General features: G+C 58.8%; 21 protein-coding genes. 10 read left to right on the forward strand and 11 right to left on the reverse strand.

Features of this window, described 5'->3' with window-relative positions; all coding sequences use genetic code 11:
- Positions 1-210 precede the first annotated feature (210 nt).
- The 4 genes from relA (at position 211) to eno (ending at position 6,465) form a co-directional block, all read left to right on the forward strand.
- Positions 211-2,424, forward strand: coding sequence for a GTP diphosphokinase (relA, locus tag AB5Y86_RS15870; RefSeq protein ID WP_368193376.1), 2,214 nt, complete (start codon positions 211-213; stop codon positions 2,422-2,424).
- A gap of 73 nt (positions 2,425-2,497) precedes the next feature.
- Entirely contained in the window at positions 2,498-3,295 is a 798-nt protein-coding gene (gene mazG / locus AB5Y86_RS15875) for a nucleoside triphosphate pyrophosphohydrolase (RefSeq protein WP_368193378.1), read from the forward strand.
- 141 nt (positions 3,296-3,436) lie between these two features.
- Positions 3,437-5,074, forward strand: coding sequence for a glutamine hydrolyzing CTP synthase (gene pyrG / locus AB5Y86_RS15880; protein WP_005335584.1), 1,638 nt, complete (start codon positions 3,437-3,439; stop codon positions 5,072-5,074).
- Between the two features lie 89 nt (positions 5,075-5,163).
- Positions 5,164-6,465 (forward strand): phosphopyruvate hydratase, encoded by a 1,302-nt coding sequence (gene eno / locus AB5Y86_RS15885; RefSeq protein ID WP_005335583.1) that lies wholly within the window; start codon positions 5,164-5,166, stop codon positions 6,463-6,465.
- A gap of 125 nt (positions 6,466-6,590) precedes the next feature.
- Here the strand turns inward: eno and AB5Y86_RS15890 are convergent, their stop codons facing one another.
- The 3 genes from AB5Y86_RS15890 to AB5Y86_RS15900 all read right to left on the reverse strand — a co-directional run bounded on the left by AB5Y86_RS15890 (position 6,591) and on the right by AB5Y86_RS15900 (position 10,267).
- Complete coding sequence (locus AB5Y86_RS15890; protein WP_368193380.1) at positions 6,591-7,076, reverse strand: GNAT family N-acetyltransferase; 486 nt, start codon at positions 7,074-7,076, stop codon at positions 6,591-6,593.
- Between the two features lie 118 nt (positions 7,077-7,194).
- Positions 7,195-9,822, reverse strand: coding sequence for an AAA family ATPase (locus tag AB5Y86_RS15895; protein WP_368193381.1), 2,628 nt, complete (start codon positions 9,820-9,822; stop codon positions 7,195-7,197).
- A 16-nt stretch (positions 9,823-9,838) separates the two neighbouring features.
- Complete coding sequence (locus AB5Y86_RS15900) at positions 9,839-10,267, reverse strand: VOC family protein (protein WP_331377803.1); 429 nt, start codon at positions 10,265-10,267, stop codon at positions 9,839-9,841.
- A 455-nt stretch (positions 10,268-10,722) separates the two neighbouring features.
- Here AB5Y86_RS15900 and AB5Y86_RS15905 point away from each other — a divergent pair, with 455 nt between their 5' ends.
- A complete protein-coding gene (locus AB5Y86_RS15905; RefSeq protein ID WP_368193383.1) occupies positions 10,723-11,898 on the forward strand; it encodes an aspartyl protease family protein in 1,176 nt (391 codons plus the stop codon).
- 40 nt (positions 11,899-11,938) lie between these two features.
- On the opposite strand, the gene AB5Y86_RS15910 is transcribed toward AB5Y86_RS15905, so the two are convergent.
- A complete protein-coding gene (locus tag AB5Y86_RS15910; protein ID WP_088868527.1) occupies positions 11,939-12,535 on the reverse strand; it encodes an MliC family protein in 597 nt (198 codons plus the stop codon).
- 186 nt (positions 12,536-12,721) lie between these two features.
- Positions 12,722-13,087 carry a DUF2061 domain-containing protein gene (locus AB5Y86_RS15915; RefSeq protein WP_368193384.1) on the reverse strand — a complete coding sequence of 122 codons (366 nt, stop codon included), beginning with the start codon at positions 13,085-13,087 and terminating at the stop codon, positions 12,722-12,724.
- Between the two features lie 191 nt (positions 13,088-13,278).
- Here AB5Y86_RS15915 and AB5Y86_RS15920 point away from each other — a divergent pair, with 191 nt between their 5' ends.
- The gene (locus AB5Y86_RS15920; protein ID WP_368193386.1) at positions 13,279-13,485 is read left to right on the forward strand and encodes a hypothetical protein; all 207 of its coding nucleotides are present in this window, start codon (positions 13,279-13,281) and stop codon (positions 13,483-13,485) included.
- A gap of 118 nt (positions 13,486-13,603) precedes the next feature.
- On the opposite strand, the gene AB5Y86_RS15925 is transcribed toward AB5Y86_RS15920, so the two are convergent.
- From AB5Y86_RS15925 to AB5Y86_RS15935, 3 genes are read right to left on the reverse strand one after another with little or no spacing between them, the layout of a single operon-like run.
- Positions 13,604-14,458 carry a 23S rRNA (adenine(2030)-N(6))-methyltransferase RlmJ gene (locus tag AB5Y86_RS15925; protein WP_368193387.1) on the reverse strand — a complete coding sequence of 285 codons (855 nt, stop codon included), beginning with the start codon at positions 14,456-14,458 and terminating at the stop codon, positions 13,604-13,606.
- On the reverse strand, positions 14,452-14,913 hold the full coding sequence (locus tag AB5Y86_RS15930) for a DUF2390 domain-containing protein (protein WP_005343337.1): 462 nt from the start codon (positions 14,911-14,913) through the stop codon (positions 14,452-14,454). Before AB5Y86_RS15930 ends, AB5Y86_RS15925 begins: the two co-directional genes overlap by 7 nt.
- Positions 14,906-16,816: an ABC transporter ATP-binding protein gene (locus AB5Y86_RS15935; RefSeq protein ID WP_368193389.1), complete on the reverse strand. Its 1,911-nt coding sequence runs from the start codon at positions 16,814-16,816 to the stop codon at positions 14,906-14,908. Before AB5Y86_RS15935 ends, AB5Y86_RS15930 begins: the two co-directional genes overlap by 8 nt.
- A 154-nt stretch (positions 16,817-16,970) precedes the next feature.
- Between AB5Y86_RS15935 and AB5Y86_RS15940 the strand changes: the two genes are divergently transcribed.
- Positions 16,971-17,384 carry a CBS domain-containing protein gene (locus tag AB5Y86_RS15940; RefSeq protein ID WP_368193390.1) on the forward strand — a complete coding sequence of 138 codons (414 nt, stop codon included), beginning with the start codon at positions 16,971-16,973 and terminating at the stop codon, positions 17,382-17,384.
- 113 nt (positions 17,385-17,497) lie between these two features.
- On the opposite strand, the gene AB5Y86_RS15945 is transcribed toward AB5Y86_RS15940, so the two are convergent.
- From AB5Y86_RS15945 to AB5Y86_RS15955, 3 genes are all read right to left on the reverse strand, one after another.
- Entirely contained in the window at positions 17,498-19,159 is a 1,662-nt protein-coding gene (locus tag AB5Y86_RS15945) for a hypothetical protein (protein WP_368193392.1), read from the reverse strand.
- A gap of 168 nt (positions 19,160-19,327) precedes the next feature.
- Entirely contained in the window at positions 19,328-19,795 is a 468-nt protein-coding gene (locus AB5Y86_RS15950; RefSeq protein WP_368193394.1) for a hypothetical protein, read from the reverse strand.
- Between the two features lie 54 nt (positions 19,796-19,849).
- Positions 19,850-21,226, reverse strand: a complete 1,377-nt coding sequence (locus tag AB5Y86_RS15955; protein ID WP_368193395.1) for a PLP-dependent aminotransferase family protein — start codon at positions 21,224-21,226, stop codon at positions 19,850-19,852.
- Between the two features lie 116 nt (positions 21,227-21,342).
- On the opposite strand from AB5Y86_RS15955, the gene AB5Y86_RS15960 reads away from it, so the two are divergent.
- The 3 genes from AB5Y86_RS15960 to AB5Y86_RS15970 all read left to right on the forward strand — a co-directional run bounded on the left by AB5Y86_RS15960 (position 21,343) and on the right by AB5Y86_RS15970 (position 23,480).
- Positions 21,343-21,939, forward strand: coding sequence for a LysE family translocator (locus AB5Y86_RS15960; RefSeq protein WP_005335536.1), 597 nt, complete (start codon positions 21,343-21,345; stop codon positions 21,937-21,939).
- Between the two features lie 125 nt (positions 21,940-22,064).
- Positions 22,065-22,655 (forward strand): LysE family translocator, encoded by a 591-nt coding sequence (locus AB5Y86_RS15965; protein ID WP_088868534.1) that lies wholly within the window; start codon positions 22,065-22,067, stop codon positions 22,653-22,655.
- 126 nt (positions 22,656-22,781) lie between these two features.
- Positions 22,782-23,480 carry an aspartate/glutamate racemase family protein gene (locus AB5Y86_RS15970; protein ID WP_216952007.1) on the forward strand — a complete coding sequence of 233 codons (699 nt, stop codon included), beginning with the start codon at positions 22,782-22,784 and terminating at the stop codon, positions 23,478-23,480.
- Positions 23,481-23,532 lie beyond the last annotated feature (52 nt).

Below are 23,532 nucleotides of genomic sequence, written 5' to 3' on the forward strand. Positions count from 1 at the left end.
GCGGATATGTAATCTGGCATGTCTGCGTCTGTTTGAGCTGATGTGATTGGGGTAATCTAGACCCTCGTCGTTCGGCAGGGCCTGTTGGCGCGCTCTATTGTCTTTCTGGACAATATGCCTTGAAAAGTGCGCTGGATATCCCCATTTGAGGCAATCTCATGAAGGGAGAAAGTGACAGCTTTCGGCCCGATAATTTAAAGGATTGATACCATGGTTGCGGTTCGCGATATTCATTTGAAAGACAACTTCACCCTGGAAGAGTGGGTCAGCTCGCTCTCCTTGAGTGACAGTGAAAAGGATCAGCTGCGAACCGTCTACCAGTATTGTCTGACGCTCGGTGACGAGGCGCTGACCAGCAAGCTGCTGGTACGCGGCATCGAAATGGTGGGCATCCTGCAGATGCTCAGCATGGATATTGGTACCCTCAAAGCGGCCATTATCTACCCCTTCGTCGAAGCCGGTCTCATCAGCCAGGAGCGGATGGACGAGGATTTCGGCTCCAAGATCGCCAAGCTGGTGGAAGGGGTGCTGGAGATGGAGGCCATCCGCTCCCTGCAGACCCTCCATCGCAGCGAAACCTCGCCGGAGCAGGTCGACAACGTGCGTCGCATGTTGCTCGCCATGGTCGAGGATGTGCGTGCCGTGGTGATCAAGCTGGCGGAGCGGATCGCCTGCCTGCGGGAAGCGAAGACGGCAGATGAAGAGACCCGGGTGCTGATGGCCCAGGAGATCACCAACATCTATGCACCGCTCGCCAACCGTCTGGGCATCGGCCAGCTCAAGTGGGAGCTGGAAGATCTCGCCTTCCGTTACCTGCACCCGGATACCTACAAGCAGATCGCCAAGCAGCTCGACGAGAAGCGGCTCGACCGCGAGCGCTACATCCGCGAGTTTGTGCAATCCCTGCGTAATGGCCTGAAAGAGGCGGGAGTTGACGCCGAGGTGTACGGTCGGCCGAAACACATCTACAGCATCTGGCGCAAGATGCAGAAGAAGCACCTCGAATTCAACGAGTTGTTCGACGTGCGCGCGGTGCGGGTAGTGACCAAGCGGCTGCAGGATTGTTATGCGGCGCTCGGCATCGTTCATACCCACTTCCATCACATTCCCCGCGAGTTTGACGACTATGTCGCCAACCCCAAACCCAACGGCTATCAGTCGATCCACACCGTAGTGGTGGGGCCGGAGGGCAAGACGGTCGAGATCCAGATCCGTACCGACCAGATGCACCAGGATGCCGAGCTCGGCGTCGCGGCGCACTGGCGCTACAAGGAAGGGGCACAGGCTGGCGGCAAGGCCAACACCTTCGAAGACAAGATCGAGTGGCTGCGCAAGCTGCTCGCCTGGCAGGAAGATCTCTCCGAGAGCGGCTCTCTGCTCGAAGATCTGCGCAGTCAGGTGTTCGAGGACCGGGTCTACGTCTTCACCCCGAAAGGGGATGTGATCGACCTGCCGGCTGGCGCTACCCCGCTTGATTTTGCCTATCACGTCCACAGCATGATCGGCCACCGTTGCATCGGCGCCAAAATTGATGGCCGCATCGTTCCGTTCACCTACGCGCTGCAGACCGGCGATCAGGTGGAGGTGATCACCCAGAAAGAGCCGAACCCGAGCCGCGACTGGATGAACCCCAACGCCGGCTTCCTGCGCTCCAGCCGGGCGCGGGCCAAGGTGGCGACCTGGTTCAGAAAACTGGATCGGGACAAGAATATCGTGGCCGGTCGCGAGCTGTTCGAGAAGGAGCTGGATCGCCACAACCTCAGCATGTCCAAGATCGACAAGGGCAACATGCTGCGCCGCTTCAATCTGGAGAGCACCGACGATCTGCTGGCTGGTATCGGCAGCGGCGACATCCGCATCAACCAGGTGCTCAACTATCTCGACACCTGTTACAACAAGCCGACGGCGGAAGAGGAAGATCGCCGCCTGCTGGAGAAGCTGGAGCAGAAGGCCAATGCGCCGATGCGCCACAAGCCCAAGGATCACATAGTGGTGGAAGGGGTCGGCAACCTGATGACCCATATTGCCCGCTGCTGCCAGCCCATTCCAGGGGACTCCATTCAGGGCTTTATCACCATGGGGCGCGGCGTATCCATTCACCGGGAAGATTGCGAGCAGTTGAAAGAGTTGTCACGTCGCAACCCCGAGCGGCTGATCGATGCGGTGTGGGGGGAGAACTACTCCGGCGGCTACGGCCTCACCATCCGGATCATCTCCAACGATCGCTCCGGCCTGCTGCGCGATATCACTACCGTGCTGGCCAACGAGAAGATCAATGTGATGGGGGTGCGCTCGCGCTCCAATGTGCGCGAGCAGACCGCGGAGATCGACATGGAGCTGGAGATTTACAACATCAACGCCTTCAACCGGGCGTTGGCCAAGCTCAGTCAGCTCAACGATGTGATCAGCGCCAAGCGGCTTTGATATCGAACCGACCGGCCCCAGTGGCCGGTCTGTATTTATGACCCTTTTTGAACGAATTGAAAGCGAATATCCCATGTCCCAACGTTACGATCTGCCCCAACTGCTCGATATCATGGCTCGTCTGCGTGACCCGCAAAACGGCTGCCCCTGGGATCTGAAACAGGACTTCCAGAGCATAGTGCCGCACACCCTGGAAGAGGCCTACGAAGTGGCCGATGCCATCGAAACCGAGGATTGGCAGGGGCTGAAAGGGGAGTTGGGCGACCTGCTGTTTCAGGTGGTGTTTTACGCCCAGCTGGGTAAAGAGCGGGGCTTGTTCGACTTCGCCGATATCGTCGATACGGTGAGTGAAAAGCTCATTCGTCGTCACCCCCACGTTTTTTCCGATGCAGATCTCTCCAACGAGCAGGCGGTAAAAGCGAACTGGGAGGCGGAAAAAGCCAAAGAGCGGGCCGCGCTCGATCAAGAGAGCGTGCTGGACGATATCCCGCAGGCGCTGCCTGCCCTGACTCGCGCCGCCAAAATTCAGAAACGCTGCGCCACCGTCGGCTTTGACTGGAAGACGCTGGGGCCTGTGGTGGACAAGATCCACGAAGAGATCGACGAGGTGATGGAAGAGGCATTGATGGCCGATGTGGACGAGGCGCGGGTGAGCGACGAGCTCGGTGATCTGTTGTTTGCCACCGTCAATCTGGTGCGGCATCTGGGCAAGGATCCGGAGCAGGTGCTGCGAGGCGCCAACGCCAAGTTCGAACGTCGTTTTCGTCAGGTTGAGCAGATAATCGCCGCAGAAGGCTTGAAAATGACCGATTGCACCCTCGAAAAGCTCGATGCCGCTTGGGATAAGGCGAAGGAAACCGAGCAAAGTTGATTTGGCGCAAGATGGGGGGGCGGTGAGCCTGATAGATTTTTGCTCATTGTTTGGGAGAGGGGTTTTTGGTATACTGTTTCCCCGTCCTGCTTCATCCCCGAAGCACCCCTTAAAATTCCCTAAACTTCTTTCAGGTTCAGCATGACGACCAAATATATTTTTGTTACTGGTGGCGTTGTTTCATCCCTCGGCAAAGGCATTGCCGCAGCTTCTCTGGCAGCCATTCTGGAAGCCCGTGGTCTGGATGTGACCATCATGAAACTGGACCCGTACATCAACGTGGATCCGGGCACCATGAGCCCGACCCAGCATGGTGAAGTGTTCGTAACCGAGGACGGGGCCGAAACCGATCTGGATTTGGGCCACTACGAGCGTTTCATCCGCACCAAGATGACCCGTCGCAACAACTTTACCACCGGCCGTATCTACGCCGACGTACTGCGTAAAGAGCGTCGTGGTGACTATCTGGGCGCCACCATTCAGGTTATCCCGCACATCACCAACGCCATCAAAGAGCGGGTGATTGCCGGTGCCGAAGGCCATCAGGTTGCCATCGTCGAAGTGGGCGGTACCGTAGGTGACATCGAGTCCCTGCCGTTCCTCGAAGCCATTCGTCAGCTGGCTGCCGAAGTGGGCCGCAACAATGCCATGTTCATGCACCTGACCCTGGTTCCTTACCTGGCTGCTGCCGGTGAAGTGAAGACCAAGCCGACCCAGCACTCCGTCAAAGAGCTGCTCTCCATCGGTATCCAGCCGGATGTGCTGATCTGCCGCTCCGACCGTGCCATTCCGGCCAACGAGCGCGCCAAGATCGCCCTGTTCTGCAACGTGCCCGAGCGCGCCGTCATCTCCATGAAAGACGTCGACTCCATCTACAAGATCCCGGCACTGCTGAAATCCCAGAACCTGGACTCCTACTTCACCGAGCGTTTCGGTCTGGAGTGCAAAGAGGCTGACTTGTCCGAGTGGGAACAGGTTATCTACGAAGAGGCCAACCCGACTGGTGAAGTAACCATCGGTATGGTCGGCAAGTACGTTTCCCTGCCGGACGCCTACAAGTCCGTCAACGAGGCGCTCAAGCACGGTGGTCTCAAGACCCGTCACTCCGTCAACATCAAGTACATCGACTCTCAGGACATCGAGACCCGTGGCGCCGAGCTGCTGGAAGGTCTGGACGCGATCCTGGTGCCGGGTGGCTTTGGTGAGCGCGGTGTGGAAGGCAAAATTCTGGCTGCCCAGTATGCCCGCGAGAACAAGATCCCCTACCTGGGTATCTGCCTCGGCATGCAGGTTGCCATGATCGAATTCGCTCGCAACGTGGCGGGCATGGAAGGGGCTCACTCCTCCGAATTCAAGAAAGATTGCGCATACCCGGTCGTCGGCCTCATCACCGAGTGGGTGGATGAAGAGGGCAACGTCGAGACCCGTACCGAGAAGTCCGATCTGGGCGGTACCATGCGTCTGGGTTCCCAGCTCTGCCACCTGGTCGAAGATTCCAAGGTGCGTCAGATGTACGGCAGCCCGACCATTTACGAGCGTCACCGCCACCGTTATGAAGTCAACAACAAGCTGCTGCCGCAGATTGAAGCGGCAGGTCTGAAAGTGACCGGTCTCTCCGCCGACAAGAAGTTGGTGGAAATCATCGAGATCCCGGATCACCCCTGGTTCGTGGCTGCGCAGTTCCACCCGGAGTTCACCTCTACTCCTCGTGATGGCCACGCTCTGTTCGCCGGTTTTGTGAAGGCGGCAGGCGAGTATCAGAAGCGTAATTTGAAGTAATTGAAAATAAATGCGGTTGGGGCACTGTGCCACAGCCGCTTTTTTTGGCATATTTTTGTTGTTTTTTTACGAAACCTGAGGAAATACACATGTCCAAGATCGTTAAAGTGATCGGTCGTGAAATCATCGACTCCCGTGGTAACCCGACCGTTGAGGCCGAAGTTCACCTGGAAGGTGGTTTTGTTGGTATGGCAGCCGCTCCGTCTGGCGCGTCCACCGGTTCCCGCGAAGCGCTGGAACTGCGTGACGGCGACAAGAGCCGTTTCCTGGGTAAAGGCGTGCTGAAAGCCATCGAAGCCGTAAACGGCCCGATCGCTCAAGCTCTGCTGGGTAAAGATGCCAAGGACCAGGCCACCGTTGACCAGATCATGATCGACCTCGACGGTACCGAGAACAAATCCAAGTTCGGCGCCAACGCCATCCTGGCTGTTTCCCTGGCTAACGCCAAAGCTGCCGCTGCTGCCAAAGGCATGCCGCTGTACGCCCACATCGCCGAGCTGAACGGCACCCCGGGTGTTTACTCCATGCCGCTGCCGATGATGAACATCATCAACGGTGGTGAGCACGCCGACAACAACGTCGACATCCAGGAGTTCATGATCCAGCCGGTTGGCGCCAAGACCCTGAAAGAAGCCGTTCGCATGGGCGCAGAAGTGTTCCACAACCTGGCCAAAGTGCTGAAGTCCAAGGGCTACAACACTGCAGTTGGTGACGAAGGTGGTTTCGCTCCGAACCTGAAATCCAACGCCGAAGCGCTGGAAGTTATCGCTGAAGCCGTTGCCGCTGCCGGTTACAAACTGGGCACCGACATCACCCTGGCTATGGACTGCGCTGCTTCCGAGTTCTACGACGCAGAGAAGAAAGAGTACAACCTGAAAGGCGAAGGTCGTGTCTTCACCTCCAACGGTTTCTCCGACTTCCTGGCTGACCTGACCACCAAGTTCCCGATCGTCTCCATCGAAGATGGCCTGGACGAATCTGACTGGGAAGGTTTCGCCTACCAGACTGCTGAACTGGGCAAGAAAATCCAGATCGTGGGTGACGACCTGTTCGTAACCAACACCAAGATCCTGAAGCGCGGTATCGACAACGGCATCGCCAACTCCATCCTGATCAAGTTCAACCAGATCGGTTCCCTGACCGAAACTCTGGCTGCCATCAAGATGGCCAAAGACGCTGGCTACACTGCCGTCATCTCCCACCGCTCCGGTGAGACCGAAGACGCGACCATCGCCGACCTGGCTGTTGGTACCGCTGCTGGCCAGATCAAGACCGGTTCCATGAGCCGTTCTGACCGTGTTGCCAAGTACAACCAGCTGATCCGTATCGAAGAAGCTCTGGGTGCCAAAGCTCCTTTCCGCGGTCTGAAAGAAGTTAAAAACCAGGCTTAATTTGCTGGTTTGCCAGCCTCGGCTGGAATGAAAAAAAACCGGAACCCTTGGGTTCCGGTTTTTTTATGCCTAAGCCTTGCCACAATGACCTGAGAGGCGAGGGCGTTGTGGCTCTGGTAATCGGGTCAGACAAAGGGGAGCGTGCGCTGATAGCGCCCTGCATGCGCCTTGAAGCCCAGTTTTTCAAACAGGGCGATAGAGCGGACGTTATCTGCATCGATATCTGCGGTGAGGCTGGTGACTCCCAGTGTGCTGGCGTGGGCGAACAGCAATCCCAGCGCTTCCGACATAAACCCTCTTCGCCAATAGGCCGCATTGAGCAGGCAGCCTACCTCGCAGTAGCGGCCCGCCTCGCTAAAACTGTGCAGGCCGCAGGTGCCGATCACCTTGTTGCTCTTTCGCTCGACAATCGCCCACTCCAGCGACTCACCCGTTTGCTCCAGCCGCACCACGCTTGCCATCATCTGCGCCATCATGGTGGGAGAGGTAAAGCAGGGATCAGAGGCAAACTCCATGGTCAGTGGATTGCCATAAATCTCGAACAGATCGGTGGCATCCTGCGGACCAATGGTGCGCAGCACAATCCGTCTGCCGGTTAAGTCAGGCTTCATTTATCTCCTTGGCGCATTCGCCAAACAGTGATTGGCTGTGATTGCAAATGGAGTCAGACACCGACTGGAGGCTGCTGTCAGGTGATAACTAGACCTGTACAATATGACATGGATATTTTCATCTGTTTTGCATGCGGTCGAGTGCTGTATCTAATGAGACAATGGATTCGATAATTGTTCTTACTGTCGATCGGTCAAATTCATGGTCACGCTGGGAATCATGTACGCCACCATTGAGATAGCCCCATTCAATACTCGTACCATTGATGTTGAGCAGGCGAACCAGTGCGGCAACAGCCTCAGGCGCTCCTACATGTTGGGCTGCGATACGCTCAACTGCCGAGCGTAATTTGGAGCACTTGTTGTTCAGCTCCCAAGGTGAACGGGGCCCGCTGAGTTTGATATCAATGCGACCATCCCCGCGGCGCCCCAACCAGGACCACAGTCGATCAGTAAGGCTCTCAAGTGCGGGTCTAGCTTGGCGCAATGCCTCGCGCTTCTCATCGTTCTCTAATGCTTGTTGGGCCAGTAGAACGTAGTTCTTCATGGGGGGATGGCTATCAACCCGAAGATCATGTTCACCATGATGGGGCAGGAACTTATATTGCTTAATGGCTGCTGCACGGCCAGCCCCTAGCTCTTGTTGAATACGATGTAGAAATTCTTCTGCGTGAGAGGTCAGAATGACCTGTTTATCATCCAAAAGCCCGTCTTGGAAGAAAGTACGCCAGATACCATTTCTGTGTTCATCATCAATTGCATTTACAACATCATCGAAAATAACCACAGAACAGCCCTGAGAGATGTTCTTCGCAAGCAAGATTGCTAGGCCAAGACATTTGATGTGTCCTTCGCTAAGAACTATCAGGGCGTCGTAACGGACGCCGGGTTCACCAGCAAACTCTATTTCGATATCACCGTTCTCCGCCACAGGCAGCCACAGCGCGTGGAGTAGGTCTCCGGGTGGGTCATCACGATTGAAAGCGTTGTAGAGATTACATGCCTGTTCCCCTAATCCTTGTAGGAGGAGACCAGGTAGTGCGGCCAGATAGGCTTGGATCTTAGGAATAAAGCCATCATAGGCTGCCTTGACCCGTTGATGATGAGATACCAAAGGCGCTTCATCTTCTACTGCCTGAATCAGTTCGCTGTTTGTCTCTACGAATTGAGCTACAGTCTGGCGAGCTGATGCGAGATCTTGTTCTACTGTTTCTCGCATAACTCGCAACCGTTCAATTTCCAACCGATATTGATCTAAGCTATCCCGTTCTTGGATTAACGCAGAGCGTTGTTCGTGGATGGCTCTAGCCTGTGCATCAAAACCCTCAATAATGCTGGCGATTTGCAGTAAAGCTGACCAAGCATGCTGTTCACCATCGACCCATGTTCTTAGCCAATCTCCTGCATATGTCGTCGGTAAGATAGGGAGCCCTGCGGCTTGTAGTTCAGCAGGACAAGCTCGTGTACCAACTTCCACTACTCGACGCATTTCTTCCCACAATATTCGAACAGCCTCATTCAACTGTGCCTGAAGAGATTCCCCCTGCTGCTGAAGAACAGCAAGTTGTGCCAGTTGTTCCAAACCCACACGAGCTTTTGTGAAGGGATTCTGGCTTACAGCAGCAAGTCCGGTGCCACATGCAGGACATACAGTCGCTCCATCGGAAAGTGCTAACACCGCGTCATAAAGCTTGGCGTATGACACTTCCCCTGCTCGAGCTGCGAGTTGCTGTGAGGTGTCTTGCCATAATGCATTGACACGGTATGCATCTTCCAGCCGAGTCTGTAGTTGTGCTTGGGTAACATTGTGGATAGTTGGCGGAATCGCATTTAGCTGGGCTTGCAAATATGGCAGGCGACCCTGTTGGTGCGGGGTCCCAAGCAACCAATCAACGAACCACTGATATGTCGCATCTGGCCAAATGCGCTGCGCCAAGGCTGCTTCTTGTAATTCGATTTCCGCTACTTTTTGTGAATGAGCTGAGATTATCTGTTCAGCGTTTGTTAGTTGCAGGCGAAGCTGAGCAAGTTGAGAAGCTAGGGGGCCGGCCAGTATAAGATTTTGGTCTAACGAAGGGTTGAATCCACGAACGAATTCGCTGAACTGCTCTACACCGAATAATGTTGCGATTAGCTGTCGTTGATCGCTTGGAGTCCTAGCGGCAATACGAGCGAAGTCATCTAGCCGGTTTTTCTCGATAAAGCAGAAGCGGTATTCCGCTTCGTCGGGTTGAAGGGGGAGCTGGGTCCCATGAGGATCTTCAGCAAATAAGGTTGGTGCTACATGTCTACGCAGACGGGCATTGTTACAGTAAAGTCGCTGCTCTACCCGTTTGATCTGTGCCTCGCTAATGGAGCCCAGCATCGCTACTTCTAATGCCTCGCAGAAGCTGCTTTTACCAGTTCCATTAGCTCCATAGATCAGCGTTATATCATGGCTAAGGTCGAATATTTCTTGGCGCATGAATCCGCGAAATGGACCGACTTCGAGCCGAAGCAAGCGACCAGCTGTAGGCACTGCTTCTGCTCGATGTGTATCACCTGTGTACTCGATTGGCATTTGTGCCAGATGTTCAATAGCCAATGGTGCTAGTCGGGTTGATCGGCCACGGCGTGTTGCGCCGACCTCTGAAAGGGGTTGAAGATGAGCGAGCACTAGGTGTGCAAGTCGACGCACATCATCCGGCACATCTTGCTGTGATAGATATGCAAGAAAACGGTGATATTCCGAGTAAACACTTGCCATAAAGCTTCCTGTTGTCTCAAAAAGTAATTACTACAGATCCCGCACTACGTTTTGCCTCGCCGTGATAAACCGCTTCAATATTATTGCCGTCCGGGTCGAGGACAAAAGCTGCGTAATAGCCGGGGTGATAATTACGCTCGCCCGGGGCGCCGTTATCTTTGCCGCCGTTAGCCAATGCGGCCTGATAAAAGCGATCCACCATGGCGCGGTCTTGCGCCTGGAAGGCGAGATGATGGCGACCGGTCAACACCCCCAGTGCGGCGGGGCTGTCGACAGAGGTGACAAACAGTTCGTCTGCCCAGAAGTAGCCCTCACCTGTGCCGCCCAGCGGAATATCGAGGGTGGTGAGAATGGCCGTATAAAAGCGCTGGCTGGCGACCAAATCTTTGACCACCAGTTGGATATGGTCGATCAAGCGACCACGATGCAGGGTTTGTGTTTCCATACACCACCTTGATTTGCATGTTGTGGGTGAGGCACCGGCTTGGCAGGCAGGGGAATTGGCATGGCTACCGCCCCTGAATTTCAGCCTCCAGTCTGCTGCGTTTCACCAACGGGATGGGGTTGGCATGGCTCATGGGAGACTCCGACGAGGCAATTGTTGCCAAATGGCAATATTAACCATGGCGCTGTGGAGAGAAAGCTCAATATTGAGGATTTCTGTTCAAGATCAATAAATTAATCAAATGTCACCCACGATTGATGACGCGCCGACATAGCGTGAACAACCATTTTTCATCTATCACCATAGAATATTCATGGTCATATCTGGCTTGAACCAGCATAAAACTCTTTGTTATTGTCCGCATCCCCCGCTGAAATAGCTTATTTATCTATAAATCAACAAGATAGCATTATGCGGTGGCGTCGCGGGGGCATCTGCTATCGGGAAGGAGAGTTATGAAGTCTCAGTTCAAAGTGGCGCTGGCCATGTTGGCCCTGTTCGTCGTCCAAGGCTGCACAGCCCCGGATTCATCCACCAAGCGCAATGCACCCGGCCCGGTGCTGACAGTGCATTACGAAAGTGCCCCCCTGATCCCCGTTACCATAGCCGGTGAGCAGTACCAGTTTTTGCTCGATACCGGGGCCAGTATCACCGTTATCGACCGTCGTCTGGCCAGCCGCTTCAAGGCGCTGACCTTAAGCGAATTGCCCAGGGCCTATCAGGCTGATTTTGCCACTGTGAGCAGCTTTTCGAGCCAGCTGGGCAGCGAGCAGCTTGGCTTTGTTGAGCCGCAGCCCTTCTCGCTGGAGTCGGTCACCATTGATGACAGCGAGCTGTGGGCAACTATTGATCTCGATCTTTTCTCCCAGTCTCTCGGCAGCCGTATCGATGGCATCCTTGGGATCGACACCATCCGCCGTTTCAACTGGGTGTTTGATCGCGACAAGCATCAGCTAACTGCTTTGCTGACGGCACCGTCGGCAGCCACGTTCGAGCGTTGCATCGGCTATGAAGATAGCTACAACCGCTCACCGGCAGTGTATCTGACCCACGGCGAGAGCAGCGTGCGCATGTATCTGGATACCGGGGCCGATCAGAGCTATGCCGACCATGCCTTTATCGACTTTATGGCGAGCCAGAAGGCGATCTCTGGCGAAGATGCGATGCCACGCAAAGGGGTGGATGCCAGCGGTATGGTGGAGGGGCGTGACCATATCCTCACCGGCCTGCACTTTGATGAGCGCCAGCTCGGTGAGCTGCGCGTGTCGGAAAACAGCAATGAGCAGTATGGTCTGGGTCTGGATTTTGTTAACCGCTTCAATCGCTTTGCGATCATGCCTGGGCGGATGATGCTCTGCTACGACGCCGACAGCCTGGCGCGCAAAGTGCTGCCAACCCTGCGCAATATCGGGGTGCGTTTTGATGGCGAGCATCTGCAGATCTACTACAGCGACGAACGGGATCTTGCCCCCTATGGTCTGGCCAATGGCGACATTCTGGAACAGATCAACGGGGTGGCTTATCGTCCCCTCGAGATCGACAAGGTGCGTGAGCTGCTCAGCACCAGCAAGCCGGGGTCGCTCAAGTTGCGGATTGTGCGGGAAGGAAAACCGCTGGATATCGCTATCTAGTCAAGGTGGGGGGCGGCAAGACGAGCCGCCCCTATGAGCCTCAGCCCTTGGTTGGATTTTCCATGCAGGTGAGGGTTGGCTGGCCGTAACGCTCCAGCGTGGCGTCGTCCCCTTTGGTGAAGAAGGTGAGGTTTTGCCCTTCATAGCGGGCGCCGCTGGCGCTGGGGGCTTCATAGGCGAGCACTTGTTGCTGCTTGTCGCCCTCGCTCAGGTTGATCACCGCGGCGGGCAGCTTGGCATCGTTATAGAAGTAGGTGGAGAGAGTGACGTTCTTGCCACACTGGTAGTTGACCGGAGCCGGCACCATCAGCTGGCCGCCGCTGATCTGCAGTTCGGTGATCCGCAGCAGGTAGTTATCCTCCACACACTGGCGCAGATCCTGTCCCTTCCAGCAGTCGTTGCGACCCTTGATCCAGCCGCGCTGCATGGCGCGCTCAGTCTTGAGCTGTTCGGGAGAGAGCGCCGCAATCGCCTTGGGGTAGAGGGCCGCCAGTTCGTTATCAAGGGCGGCCAGTCCGGCATCCTTGCAGATCAGGGTTTCGACCGACCCGGAGGCTTTGGTGCAGTCAAAGGAGGGGGTTGCGGCGCTGGCCAGCAGAGGGGCAAACAGCAGGGTGGCAAGCAAGGTCTTGTTCATCGATAGGTTCCAGCAATGAGGAGTGCATATCTGCCTACTACAGCACACTCTACAGGGCAATGCAGCAGGGGAGCTGAGCCCACTTGCACTGCTGAATGGCTGCCAAACGGAAAAACCCGACACTCCTGGCCGGAATGTCGGGTTTTTTGTTGCCGCGATAAAGGGGAAGGCGGGTTGCCCGGTTGATCAAGCCAGCGCCAGTTGCTGACTGCGGGCGCGCCACAGCCGCTCGTGGAAGAAGAACACCACGGTATTGATGGCCGGTTCGATCATCGCCATCACACCACCGGTGAGCAGCTCGCCGCTCAGCAGGAAGGCAACCCCGAAGGCCACCGAGAAATGGGCCACCGCGAAGCTGCTGGTCTTGGCCTGCAGGCTGTGCTTTGGTTTGAGCTTGTGCCAGCCAAGGTCATGAAAGTAGAAGGCGACCGTGTTGACGGCGGGCTCGATCAGGGCGATCAGGCTGGCGGTCAGCAGCTCACCGGTCAGCAGGTAGGCCACGGTAAAGGCGACACCGAAGTGCAGAATGGCAAAGCTGATGGTCTTTTTCATGATGACGGCTCCCTCTGTTGATGATGAGAGTATCCGCCGAAATGAGATTAAATGAAAACTATTCTCATCTATTGCCAAAATAGAGAGAACCTATCAACGGGCGAGTGGCCGGTGTGGTTCAGAGGTTGCCAATCGCAGCCAAGGCGATAAAGTACAGGTTCTTCACACTTGCCCATGAAAAAGGATCTTTCATGAATATCAATGCCACCCTGCTTGGCCAGTTCATTGCGTTGCTGATGGTCATCGTCGGCGTCATCGCCTGGCGACTGGCGCGCCGCAAGCGCGAGCATCCGGCGCTGGTCACCCTTATCTGCTCCCTGCTCTGTCTGTTTCCGCCCTTTGGCCTGCTGGCCTTGTTGCTGGTTGCGCTGAAACAGGATCTGCCCGCCCGCTCATAGGGCGCGCTGCGGTTGACGCACAGGTTCAGGCTGCCGCACACACCGGCCGCCCCAAAAGCAAAAGCCCCGTGATGGGGCTTTTGCTTTTGAACTCGGTGAGCGCCGTAGGGGCGGGGGATTAATCCTCGGCCTTGTTGAGCCACTCGACCTTGTATTGGGCACCGGCACCCTGAGCCAGCTTGGTACACAGCGGTTTCAGGAAGGCTTCAATCTGCTTGTCCAGCATCCAGGGCGGGCTGATGATCAGCATGCCTGAGCCGTTCATGCCCCAGTCGGCAGTCTGACCGGCCACTTCCAGCTCGGCCACCAGCACGTTGCCGAAGTTCTCGCGCTTGATGGCGCGCAGCATGTCGCGGGATTTGTCCGCCTCCTGCCCGAGGATCGGATACCAGAGGGCGTAGATGCCGGTCGCCCAGCGTTTTTGCGCCTTTTTCAGGGTATCGACCACGGCGAAGTAATCTTCTTTGAGCTCATAGGGCGGGTCGATCAGCACCAGCCCGCGGCGCGGGGTGGGCGGTAGCAGGGCGATCAGCCCCTCGAAGCCGTCACGGTGGTGGACTGCCACGCGAGGGTCGTAACCCATGTTGGCGCGCAGATCTTCGACCTCGTTGTTGTGCAGCTCCATCAGCGCCAGCTTGTCCTGCTCGCGGGTGAGGCGACGCGACAGCTCCGGTGAGCCGGGGTAGTAGTGGAGCTGGCCATCGCTATTCATCTCGTCGATAACGGCGAAATAGGGGGCCATGGCGGGCCACTGGCTGCGCTCGTCCCACAGGCGGCCGATGCCGTCGGCATACTCGGCCTTCTTTTGGGACCAGTCGCCGCGCAGGTCGTAGAGACCGCCACCGGCATGGGTGTCCAGCACGATGAAGGGTTTCTCCTTCTTCTTGAGGGACTCGATGATCAGGGCCTGAACGGCATGTTTCAGCACGTCGGCATGGTTGCCGGCGTGAAAGGCGTGGCGGTAGCTCAGCATATTAGATCTCTGAGGGGGCCCTGCTGGGCACCCAGTAACGATAGATAGTTCAACAAATTGCGGCTGTTGCCGCGAAACAGGGATAGGCTGCGCAGGGTCTGCAACAGGACGCCCTGTTGCAGCCGCTCCAGCTCCAGCTCGTGGGCCAGCATCGACTGATACTGCTGCTCGTCGAGTCGCGTCTTGGCGCTCTGGCGCAGGGCGCGCCACGGGGTCAGCACCGCTTCGGTCTGCACCAGCGCCGGTTGCAGGTCGGTCAGATCGACCACGATGCCGAGTTGATCGAGCCGGTGCAGCAGCAGCGCCAGATTGACGTTGCCCCCCTGCTCCTGCACGGTGAGCCAATCCTGGCTGCGCTCACCATAGACCTTGCCGCTCCAGTGCCAGAAGCCGATTGGCGTCGGCAATTCGTGGACCGCGACCCGCTCGCTGGCCATCAGCTGTTCGTCACGCAAAGAAGGCTTGCTCCATGGTTTCCAGCTCCTCACTGAGGCTCATCCACTCCAGCTCCACCTCTTCCAGCTGCTCCTTGAGGGGGCCCTGGGATTTGAGCAGTTCGGAGAGCTTGGTTTTAGCGCTCTCTTCGTAGATGGCGGGGGCGGCCAGCTGGCTCTCGATGTCGCCAAGCTTGCCTTGCAGCTTCTCCATGCTCGCTTCGAGCTTTTCCAGCTTCTGGCGCAGGGGACGTGTCGCTTGCCGGAACTCAGCCTCGCGCCGCTTCTGATCCTTGCGCGCCACCGCCGAGTTGGCAGAGACGGGGCCATCGGCCGGTTTGGCGTTGGCCTCTTTCTCCTGCTCGCCGAGCCACTTGTGGTAATCGTCCAGATCGCCGTCGAACGGCTCGACCCGGCCGCCGTGGACCAGATAGAAGTCATCTGTGGTGGTGCGCAGCAGGTGACGGTCGTGGGAGACCACTACCATGGCCCCTTCGAAGCCTTGCAGCGCCATGGTCAGGGCGTGGCGCATCTCCAGATCCAGGTGGTTGGTCGGTTCATCCAGCAGCAGCAGGTTGGGCTTTTGCCAGGTGATCAGCGCCAGCACCAGCCGCGCTTTTTCACCACCGGAGAAGGGGGCTACTTTGTCGAGCGCCTTGTCACCGTGAAAACCGAAGCTGCCCAGATAGTTGCGCAGCTCCTGCTCGGTCTTGTCCGGCGCGAGGCGGGCCAGATGATCGAGCGGGGTGTCGTCGAGACGCAGGGTCTCCAGCTGATGCTGAGCGAAGTAGCCGATGCTCACCCCGGCGCTCACTTCGAGCTTGCCGGAGAGCGGCGGGTTGGAGCCTGCCAGCATCTTGATAAAGGTCGATTTACCTGCGCCGTTGCGACCGAGCAGACCGATGCGCGAACCCGGTACCAGATTGAGTTTGATCTTCTCGAGGATCACCTTGTCGCCGTAACCGGCGGAGAGGTTCTCCATAGCGATGAGCGGGGTCGGCAGGGCCGACGGCTCGCGAAACTCGAAGCTGAATTCGGAGTCGGCGTGGGCGGGCAGGATCTTCTCCATCCGCTCCATCGCTTTCAGGCGGCTCTGGGCCTGACGGGCCTTGGAGGCCTTGTAGCGGAAGCGGTCCACATAGGATTGCATGTGGGCCATTTCGCGCTGCTGCTTCTCGTACATGGACTGCTGCTGGGCCAGCTGTTCGGCGCGCTGCAGTTCGAAGTCGGAGTAGCCGCCGGTGTATTCGTTGAGCTTGCCGTTCTCGATATGGATGATGCGGCTGATGACCGAGTCGAGGAAATCGCGGTCGTGAGAGATGAGCACCAGCGTGCCCTGATAGCCCTTGAGCCACTTCTCCAGCCAGATCACCGCATCGAGATCCAGGTGGTTGGTCGGTTCATCGAGCAGCAGCAGATCGGAGCGGCAGAGCAGCGCCTGGGCGAGGTTCAGACGCATGCGCCAGCCACCGGAGAAACTGCGTACCGGCGAGCTCAGCTGCTCGTCGCTGAAACCGAGGCCGTGCAGCAGTTCTGCGGCGCGGGCGCGAATGCTGTAGGCACCTATGGTATCGAGGCGACCGTGCAGCTCGGCCACCAGCAGACCATTGTCATCCTGCTCGGCCTGCACCAGCTGAGCCTCCAGCGCGCGGAACTCCTTGTCGCCGTCGATCACATACTCGAGCGCGGAGCAGTCGAGCGCCGGGGTCTCCTGCGCGACGCCTGCGATCTGCCAGCCAGCGGGCAGGCTGAAGGTGCCGCTGTCGATGGCCAGCTCGCCCCGTACCAGTGCAAAAAAGGTGGACTTGCCACAGCCGTTTTTGCCCACCAGACCCACTTTGTGGCCGGGGTGAATGGTGGCGGAGGCGTTGTCCAGCAGCTTGCGGCCGCCGCGGATCAGTTCGATTTGACTGGCAACTATCATGGGTGGGATCTGCTTGCTCAAAATGGAGGAGAAAAACTGGCGCGGATCTTACGTGAAATGACGCTGATTTGCACTGTAGCGAAGGGCTGGCCACTGGCTGGCGCTGCAAAAACATGCCATAACAGAGAAACCAGTTTGGTAACGGGAGGTTAGCATGCATATCAGGGATATTATGACGACCCGGGTCGCCACCGTTTCAATGGATGATCGACTCAGTGTCATCAAGGATATCTTCGAGCAGGCTCACTTTCGCCACCTGCTGGTACTGGAAGAAGGGGAACTGGTAGGGGTCATCTCGGATCGGGATCTGTTCCGCGCTATCAGCCCCTATCTCGACTCCGAAGCCGAGATGAGCCGCGATACCGAAACCCTCAACAAGCGGGCCCACCAGATCATGAGTCGTCAGCTCGTCACCATCGCTCCCCATCTCACCGTGCGCGACGGCGTCAAGCTGATGCTGGAGAAGGGGGTCTCCTGCCTGCCAGTGCTGGAGAATGGCACCCTGGTCGGCATCATCAGCTGGAAGGATTTTCTCAAGGCGGCGCTGGAGAGTGACGCGCTGGTTTGAGCCCAACGCTTATCGCCACTAGCTGATAGAGAACCAATATAGAGAGGGGAGCCAAGGCTCCCCTCTCTATATTGGCTTTGCCGACAATGCCGGTTTGCACGCTGCCAGCATCCTCACGGCTCGGGCTGCCCTGCGACAAGGCAGGAGGGGCCGCTGCCGGAGAGGTGCGGCTGCAGGTGGGTGCGGATCTCCTGCAGGGTGCGCTGGTACTGCTGGGCATGTTGATCGAGAAACGCGGGGCTGTGCTTGAGGCGCCGCTCTAGGGTATCGACCAGCAGCGCCACCCTGGGAGCGGCCATACCCGCAGGCCAGCAGTGTTGCAGCAGCTCCAGCAGTTGCCAGGCATCGCCCGGCAGGGCGGGGAACTCCTCCAGCAGCTGCAAGCCCGCTTGCAGGGCGGTTTGATACTGGCTGGCCTGCATCGCCTTGTGGCGCAGCTGGCGCAGTTCGCTCAGCCGTTGTTCTCTCGCCGTCAGGCGCTGGCCCAGCTCGGCCACCAGATGGTGGAACAGCTGGCGGGTGAGCGGGTGGGGCGCCACCCTGACGCGGTATTGGGTCAGCTGGGTCAGGTAGCGCTGGGCGTGGTGGGGCAAACCGCAGAACTGGCTGACCGCAAAGCCGAGCAGCAGGGTGAGGTGGTTGTCGCTCCCCTCATCCGGCTGGTGGTGGGCAATCAGGATCAGCGCCTCGTCGAAGCGGTAATCCAGCCCCAGCATCAACGCCTGCAGCAGCTCATATTCGTGGGGTTGCAGGTGGACGGTGCGCTTGAGGTGCTCCCACTCCTGTTGCAGGGAGCGGATCCGGTTGCTGGAGGGGGCGTGCCACAGCACCGCCAGACTGGCATTGAGCATGAAGCTGTCGATGGCGAGCCGGACGCGCTGCTCGCTGAAGTGGCGCAGGGTCAGGCTGTTGGCCTGCTCCAGCACCTTCTCCTCATCTTGCAGCACCAGCCCGAGCAACATCGCCAGCTGATGCCAGCGCGGCTGATGGGGGCGGATCTGCAGCAGTTCCCCCATGGTCTCCCAGGCCGCCAGCCAGTGATGCTGATGCAGCTGGCTGGCGAGTTGCAGCTCCAGCCGGGTGGCCATCGAGACGCTGGCCTGATGGCGCTGCAAGTCGGTCCGGGCACTCTGCAATTTGCCGAGCCCCAGCATGGCGTAGAAGAGCCCGGCCCTTGGCCAGCTCGCCTGATACTCGTTGGCACAGAGGGCATAGTGCTGGGCGGCAGTGATCCGCTCGGCTGATTGCAGCAGCAGGTAGCCCTTGAGTCGATCCAGCCAGGGGGTCAACGAGCGATTCTCCCGTTGAAACAACAAGTCTTCACAGAGGGCGGTAGCAAGTTGCCACTCCCGCAGCAGAATGGGGGCGGCCAGCGTGCGGGTCAGGTTGCTTAACTTCACCAACTGGCCGAGCACCGCGGTGAGCTGTTGGGTCATGAAGGGGAGGGGCAGATAGAGGGAGAAGTAGAGATCCGAGGGGAGAAACTCCTGCTCGCTCTGATCGGCATCGAGCAGCAGCAATACGCAACCGGGTTGCAGCAGGCCGAGATAGTGCGCTTCGTGCAGCAGCCGGGCTCCGTCAAGATCCTGCTGCTTGTCTTGCTGACAGATGATGGCGTCGAAGGCGTGCTGTTGCAGCAAGGCCAGCAGGCCACTGCGCTCGTGGTTTGGATGGCTGTGGTAGTGGATCCGGTCGGCGGGCACCCCCTGTTCGGTCAGTTCCCGGGTGATGGCGCTACGGAGCAGGGGATCCTCTTCGAGCAGCAGTATCGTCATGCAGGTACTTCCTGTGAGCAAACCATTAGGTTGATTATGGTAGACCCAAGAGGAACATAGGCACAGCACTCGCTGAGTGAAAAGCTGACAGTAGCCAGCAGGGTGCTGGAGGGCGCACTATGGGCTGTTATTTCAATCGGTTATGCCACCTCTCAGGGCGGCAACCTGTTATTGCCGAGGGCGGGTCTGTGCCCCGAAGGGGCAGTCGCTCTGGCGGATCAGCCGCGACCCCTTGCCCTGTTCCCCCAGCCAGCTCAATTCCAGTTTGCCGAGGCGGCCCAGATGGCGCAGCTCGAACTCGTAGCGCTGGCAGAGGTTGTCCTGGGGCAGACTCGCCATCCCTGCAGGCAGACGGTATTGATAGCGCAGGAGTGGCCCATCTTCCAGCTTGCTGGTCACCGGCACCAGCCCCTCTGGGGTGGGCTGCGGCGCCCCGAGCGCGCGGCGCAAACTGAGCGGCGCATCGATCGCCTTTTGATAGTGCAGGCCATTCATCGCCGCCAGCTCCTCTTCCAGTCGTTGCAACTCCCCTTCCAGTCCATTGAGCGCAGCCCCCAGCTGCTGGTGGGTCGTTGACGAGGCGCAGCCACCCAACAACAGGGTGGCAAGCAGCAGGGCGGCTCTGATGGGGGGCACGGCATCTCCTTGGCGATGACGATGAAGCGTGAAGGTCAGGTCGGTTGGCCCTGACTATAGCAGGGGATTGCTGGGGGGCGTCCCCTGCAGCAGTTGGGCCAGACGGGCCAGCCCTTCGCCGACCCGGGCGTCGGTGGCGGGTTGGCTCAGGCTCAGGCGCACCCCCTGCGGAGCGGCAAACTGGCCGGCGGCGAAGTGTTCCCCGCTCGCCACGCCAACGTCAAGGGCGTCGGCGGCGGCAGCAAACTGCTGGCTGCGCCAGGGCTCAGGCAGCGGTAGCCAGGCGTGCATGCTGCCAGGCTGCCAGCGGGCGGCAGGCAGCAGGTGGCGCAGCAGTTCGCCACGGCGTTTGAGGATCTCCCGCTGCTGCTCGACCAGCGGCATGATCTGGCGCTGACTGACCATTTTGCAGGCCAGCTCGATCAGCAGCGGGCTCACCATCCAGCTCGATAGCCGCATGGTCTGGGCGAAGGCGCTGCGCAGGGCGGGGGGAGTGAGCACGAAGCCCACCCGCAGGCCGCCGCAGGCGATCTTGGCCAGACTGCCCAGATAGATGACCCGCTCCGGCGCCAGATTGACCAGAGGGATCACAGGTTGCTGGGGCAGCAGACCGTTGACGTCATCCTCGATGATCAGCAGATCGTGGCGACGGGCGATGGCGACGATGGCCTCCCGCCGCGCCAGACTCATGATGGCGGTGGTGGGGTTTTGCAGGGTCGGGGTGAGGTAGAGCAGCTTGGCCCGGCGGGTACGGCAGGCGGCGTCCAGCGCCTCGGGCAGCAGCCCCTCCTCGTCCATCGCGAGCCCCACCACCTGATTCTTCAGTTGGCGGGCGTTGCCCAGCATACCGGGGTAGCTCAGCCCCTCGCACAGGATGGTTTCCCCCACGCACTGGGTCGCCAGCAGCGCCAGCATGATGCCGTGCTGGGCGCCGTGGCTGAACAGCAGGCGATCCTCACTGCAAGCCACCCCTTGCTCCACCAGCCAGTTGACGAACTGCTGGCGCTGATCCGGCCGTCCCGCCTCCTGGTCGTAGCCGAGCAGGGCGTTGAGATCCCCGTCCGCCACTTCCCCCAGCATGGGGCGAATGATGGCCGCCCGATCCAGCTGCACCGGCAGGTTCTGCCACAGCTCGATGCGGTGCCCTTCCTCCTGGCGGATCACCCACTCATTGGCGGGATCTGTGTTCGCTCCTTTGACCCAGGTGCCGTGGCCCACCCGGGCAGCCAGCAGGCCGCGCCGCTCCGCCTCACTGTAGGCGCGGGTGACTGTGCCGACGGTGACACCCAGACGATCCGCCAGGGAGCGGTGGGTAGGCAATCGGGTCTGCGGTGGCAGCTCGCCATTCGCGATCCCCTGTTCGATCGCTTTGACCAGCTTGAGGTAGAGGGGGCCATCGAAGGCAGCAAGGTCGGGCGTCCAGATTGTCATGGTGACAATAAATCCATTGATCAAAATTTTTTGTCAATATAGCGTGAATTTCAACCTGATAACAACCAGATAGTACACATTGTATCGATACAATGTGGCAAGCAAGGAGTCACAATATGACGATGGAGTGGTATGTCACCCTGTTCGGTTTTGCCGTACTCACCTGCGGTACGCCGGGGCCCAACAACCTGATGCTGACGGCTTCCGGTGCCAACTTCGGGGTGCGTCGCACCCTGCCACATCTGCTTGGGGTGGGGCTGGGGCAGCCGGTGTTGCAACTGGTGCTGGCGCTGGGGCTCTATCCGCTGTTCGAGCGCTGGCCTTTATTACGCCTCGGTTTGCAGATCTTCGGCAGCCTCTATCTGCTGTGGCTGGCGTGGCGTATCGCGGTGGCTGGTGCGCCGGGGGATCCGGCCCGGCGCGCCCGTCCGCTAACCATGCTGGAGGGGCTGGGCTTTCAGTTCCTCAATCCCAAGGCGTGGATGATGGGGATCTCCGCCATCAGTCTGTTCAGCCTGCCCGGCGCCAGTTACTGGTCGAGTCAGCTGGCGGTGATGGTCATGTTTGTGCTGGTGGCCCTGCCGGTCTGCTTTGTCTGGGTACTGTTCGGCCATCAGCTGAGCAACTGGATCAGCTCGGATCGGGGCTGGCGGCGACTCAACGGCTCCCTCGGTCTGCTGACGGCGCTCTGCGTGGTGATGCTCTGGTATTGAGTCGTGTTGCGCTGATAGGGGAGGTGGCCGAGAAAGAGGCATTTCTGACTTGTCGCCACGGGGTTGGCTCTGCATATTAGAAGGCTTTCCCCATAACGGGGGCGTTGCATCGACAAGAGGTTGAGATGGATCTGAACTGGTTACTGCCCCTGGCGGGGTTTGCCCTGGTTACCTGCGGCACGCCGGGGCCCAACAATATGTTGCTCACCAGCGCCGGGGCGGCGCAGGGTTTTCGCCGCACGATTCCCCTGCTGGTAGGGGTGGTCGGGGGGATCAATCTGATGATCCTCGCTACCGCGCTGGGGCTTGGCGTGGTGTTCGAGAAGGTGCCGCTGCTGCACGACGGCCTCAAGCTTATCGGTTCGGCCTATCTGCTCTGGCTGGCGTGGAAGGTGGCGACCGCCAGCGGCCCGGCCGAGGGCAACCGTCCGCTCATTCCCGCTCATCAGGGGGCCATGCTGCAACTGCTCAATCCCAAGGCATGGATGATGGCGCTCTCCGCCATCAGCGGTTTCACTCTGGCGGGGGAGGCTTACTGGCCCTCCGCGCTCTGGGTGTTGGTGATCTTCTTTATTACCGGCCTCTACACCGGGGCGTTCTGGGTGCTTTTTGGTGCCCAGGTGCGGCAAATCATCCGCACTGCCCGGGGTTGGCGGCGTTTCAATCTCGGCATGGGGCTGGCGACGGCCGCCTGTGTCGCGATGATCTGGATTTAGCCCGGGGTTGGCCCGGGCCTTTACCGGCTGTCTTGTTGGCCCTGCGGGGCCTTTTTTATCTCGTCCGCGTGGCCTTGCCTGCAAGGTGGCGTGGTTCTGCCCTCCCTTGGGATGAAAGGAGTTCCTATGAAATGTATCGGTCTGTTGGGTGGCATGAGCTGGGAGTCCACCGTCAGTTACTATCAGGCGCTCAATCGCGGGGTGCGTGCGCAGCTTGGCGGTTTGCACTCGGCGCGGGTGCTGCTCAATAGCGTCGACTTTGCCGGTATCGAGCGGTTGCAGCATGCCGGTGACTGGCCCGCTACCGCCCGTCTGCTGGCGGCGGAGGCGCGCAAGTTGCAGGATGGCGGCGCCGATTTCTTGCTGATCGGCACCAACACCATGCACAAGGTGGCCCCCGAGATTGAGGCCGCCATCGATATCCCGCTGCTCCATATCGCCGATGCCACCGCGGCCAAATTGCGGGCGGACGGGATAACCCGGGTCGGCCTGCTCGGTACCCGCTTCACCATGGAGCAGGATTTTTACAAGGGGCGCTTGCAGGATCGCTTCGGGTTGGCGGTGCTGGTACCCGATGAGGCCGGACGGGAGCGGGTACACAGGATCATCTATGACGAGCTCTGTCTGGGGGAGATCCGTGAATCATCGCGGGCCGAGTATCTGGCGATTATCGAGGGGCTGGCAGCCGCGGGCGCCGAGGCGGTGATCCTCGGCTGCACCGAGATTGCCCTGCTGGTGGGCGATGCCCGGGCGGCGGTGCCGCTCTACGATACCACTGCCATCCATGCCGAAGCGGCGGTCGCGCTGGCACTGGCAGCTGATTAATAAACTGGTCAGATCTCACTATTCATGCTTGTCTCATACCCCTTGCCATAAA

The organism is Aeromonas sp. s8 (genome assembly GCF_040907785.1).
GTDB lineage: Bacteria > Pseudomonadota > Gammaproteobacteria > Enterobacterales > Aeromonadaceae > Aeromonas > Aeromonas veronii.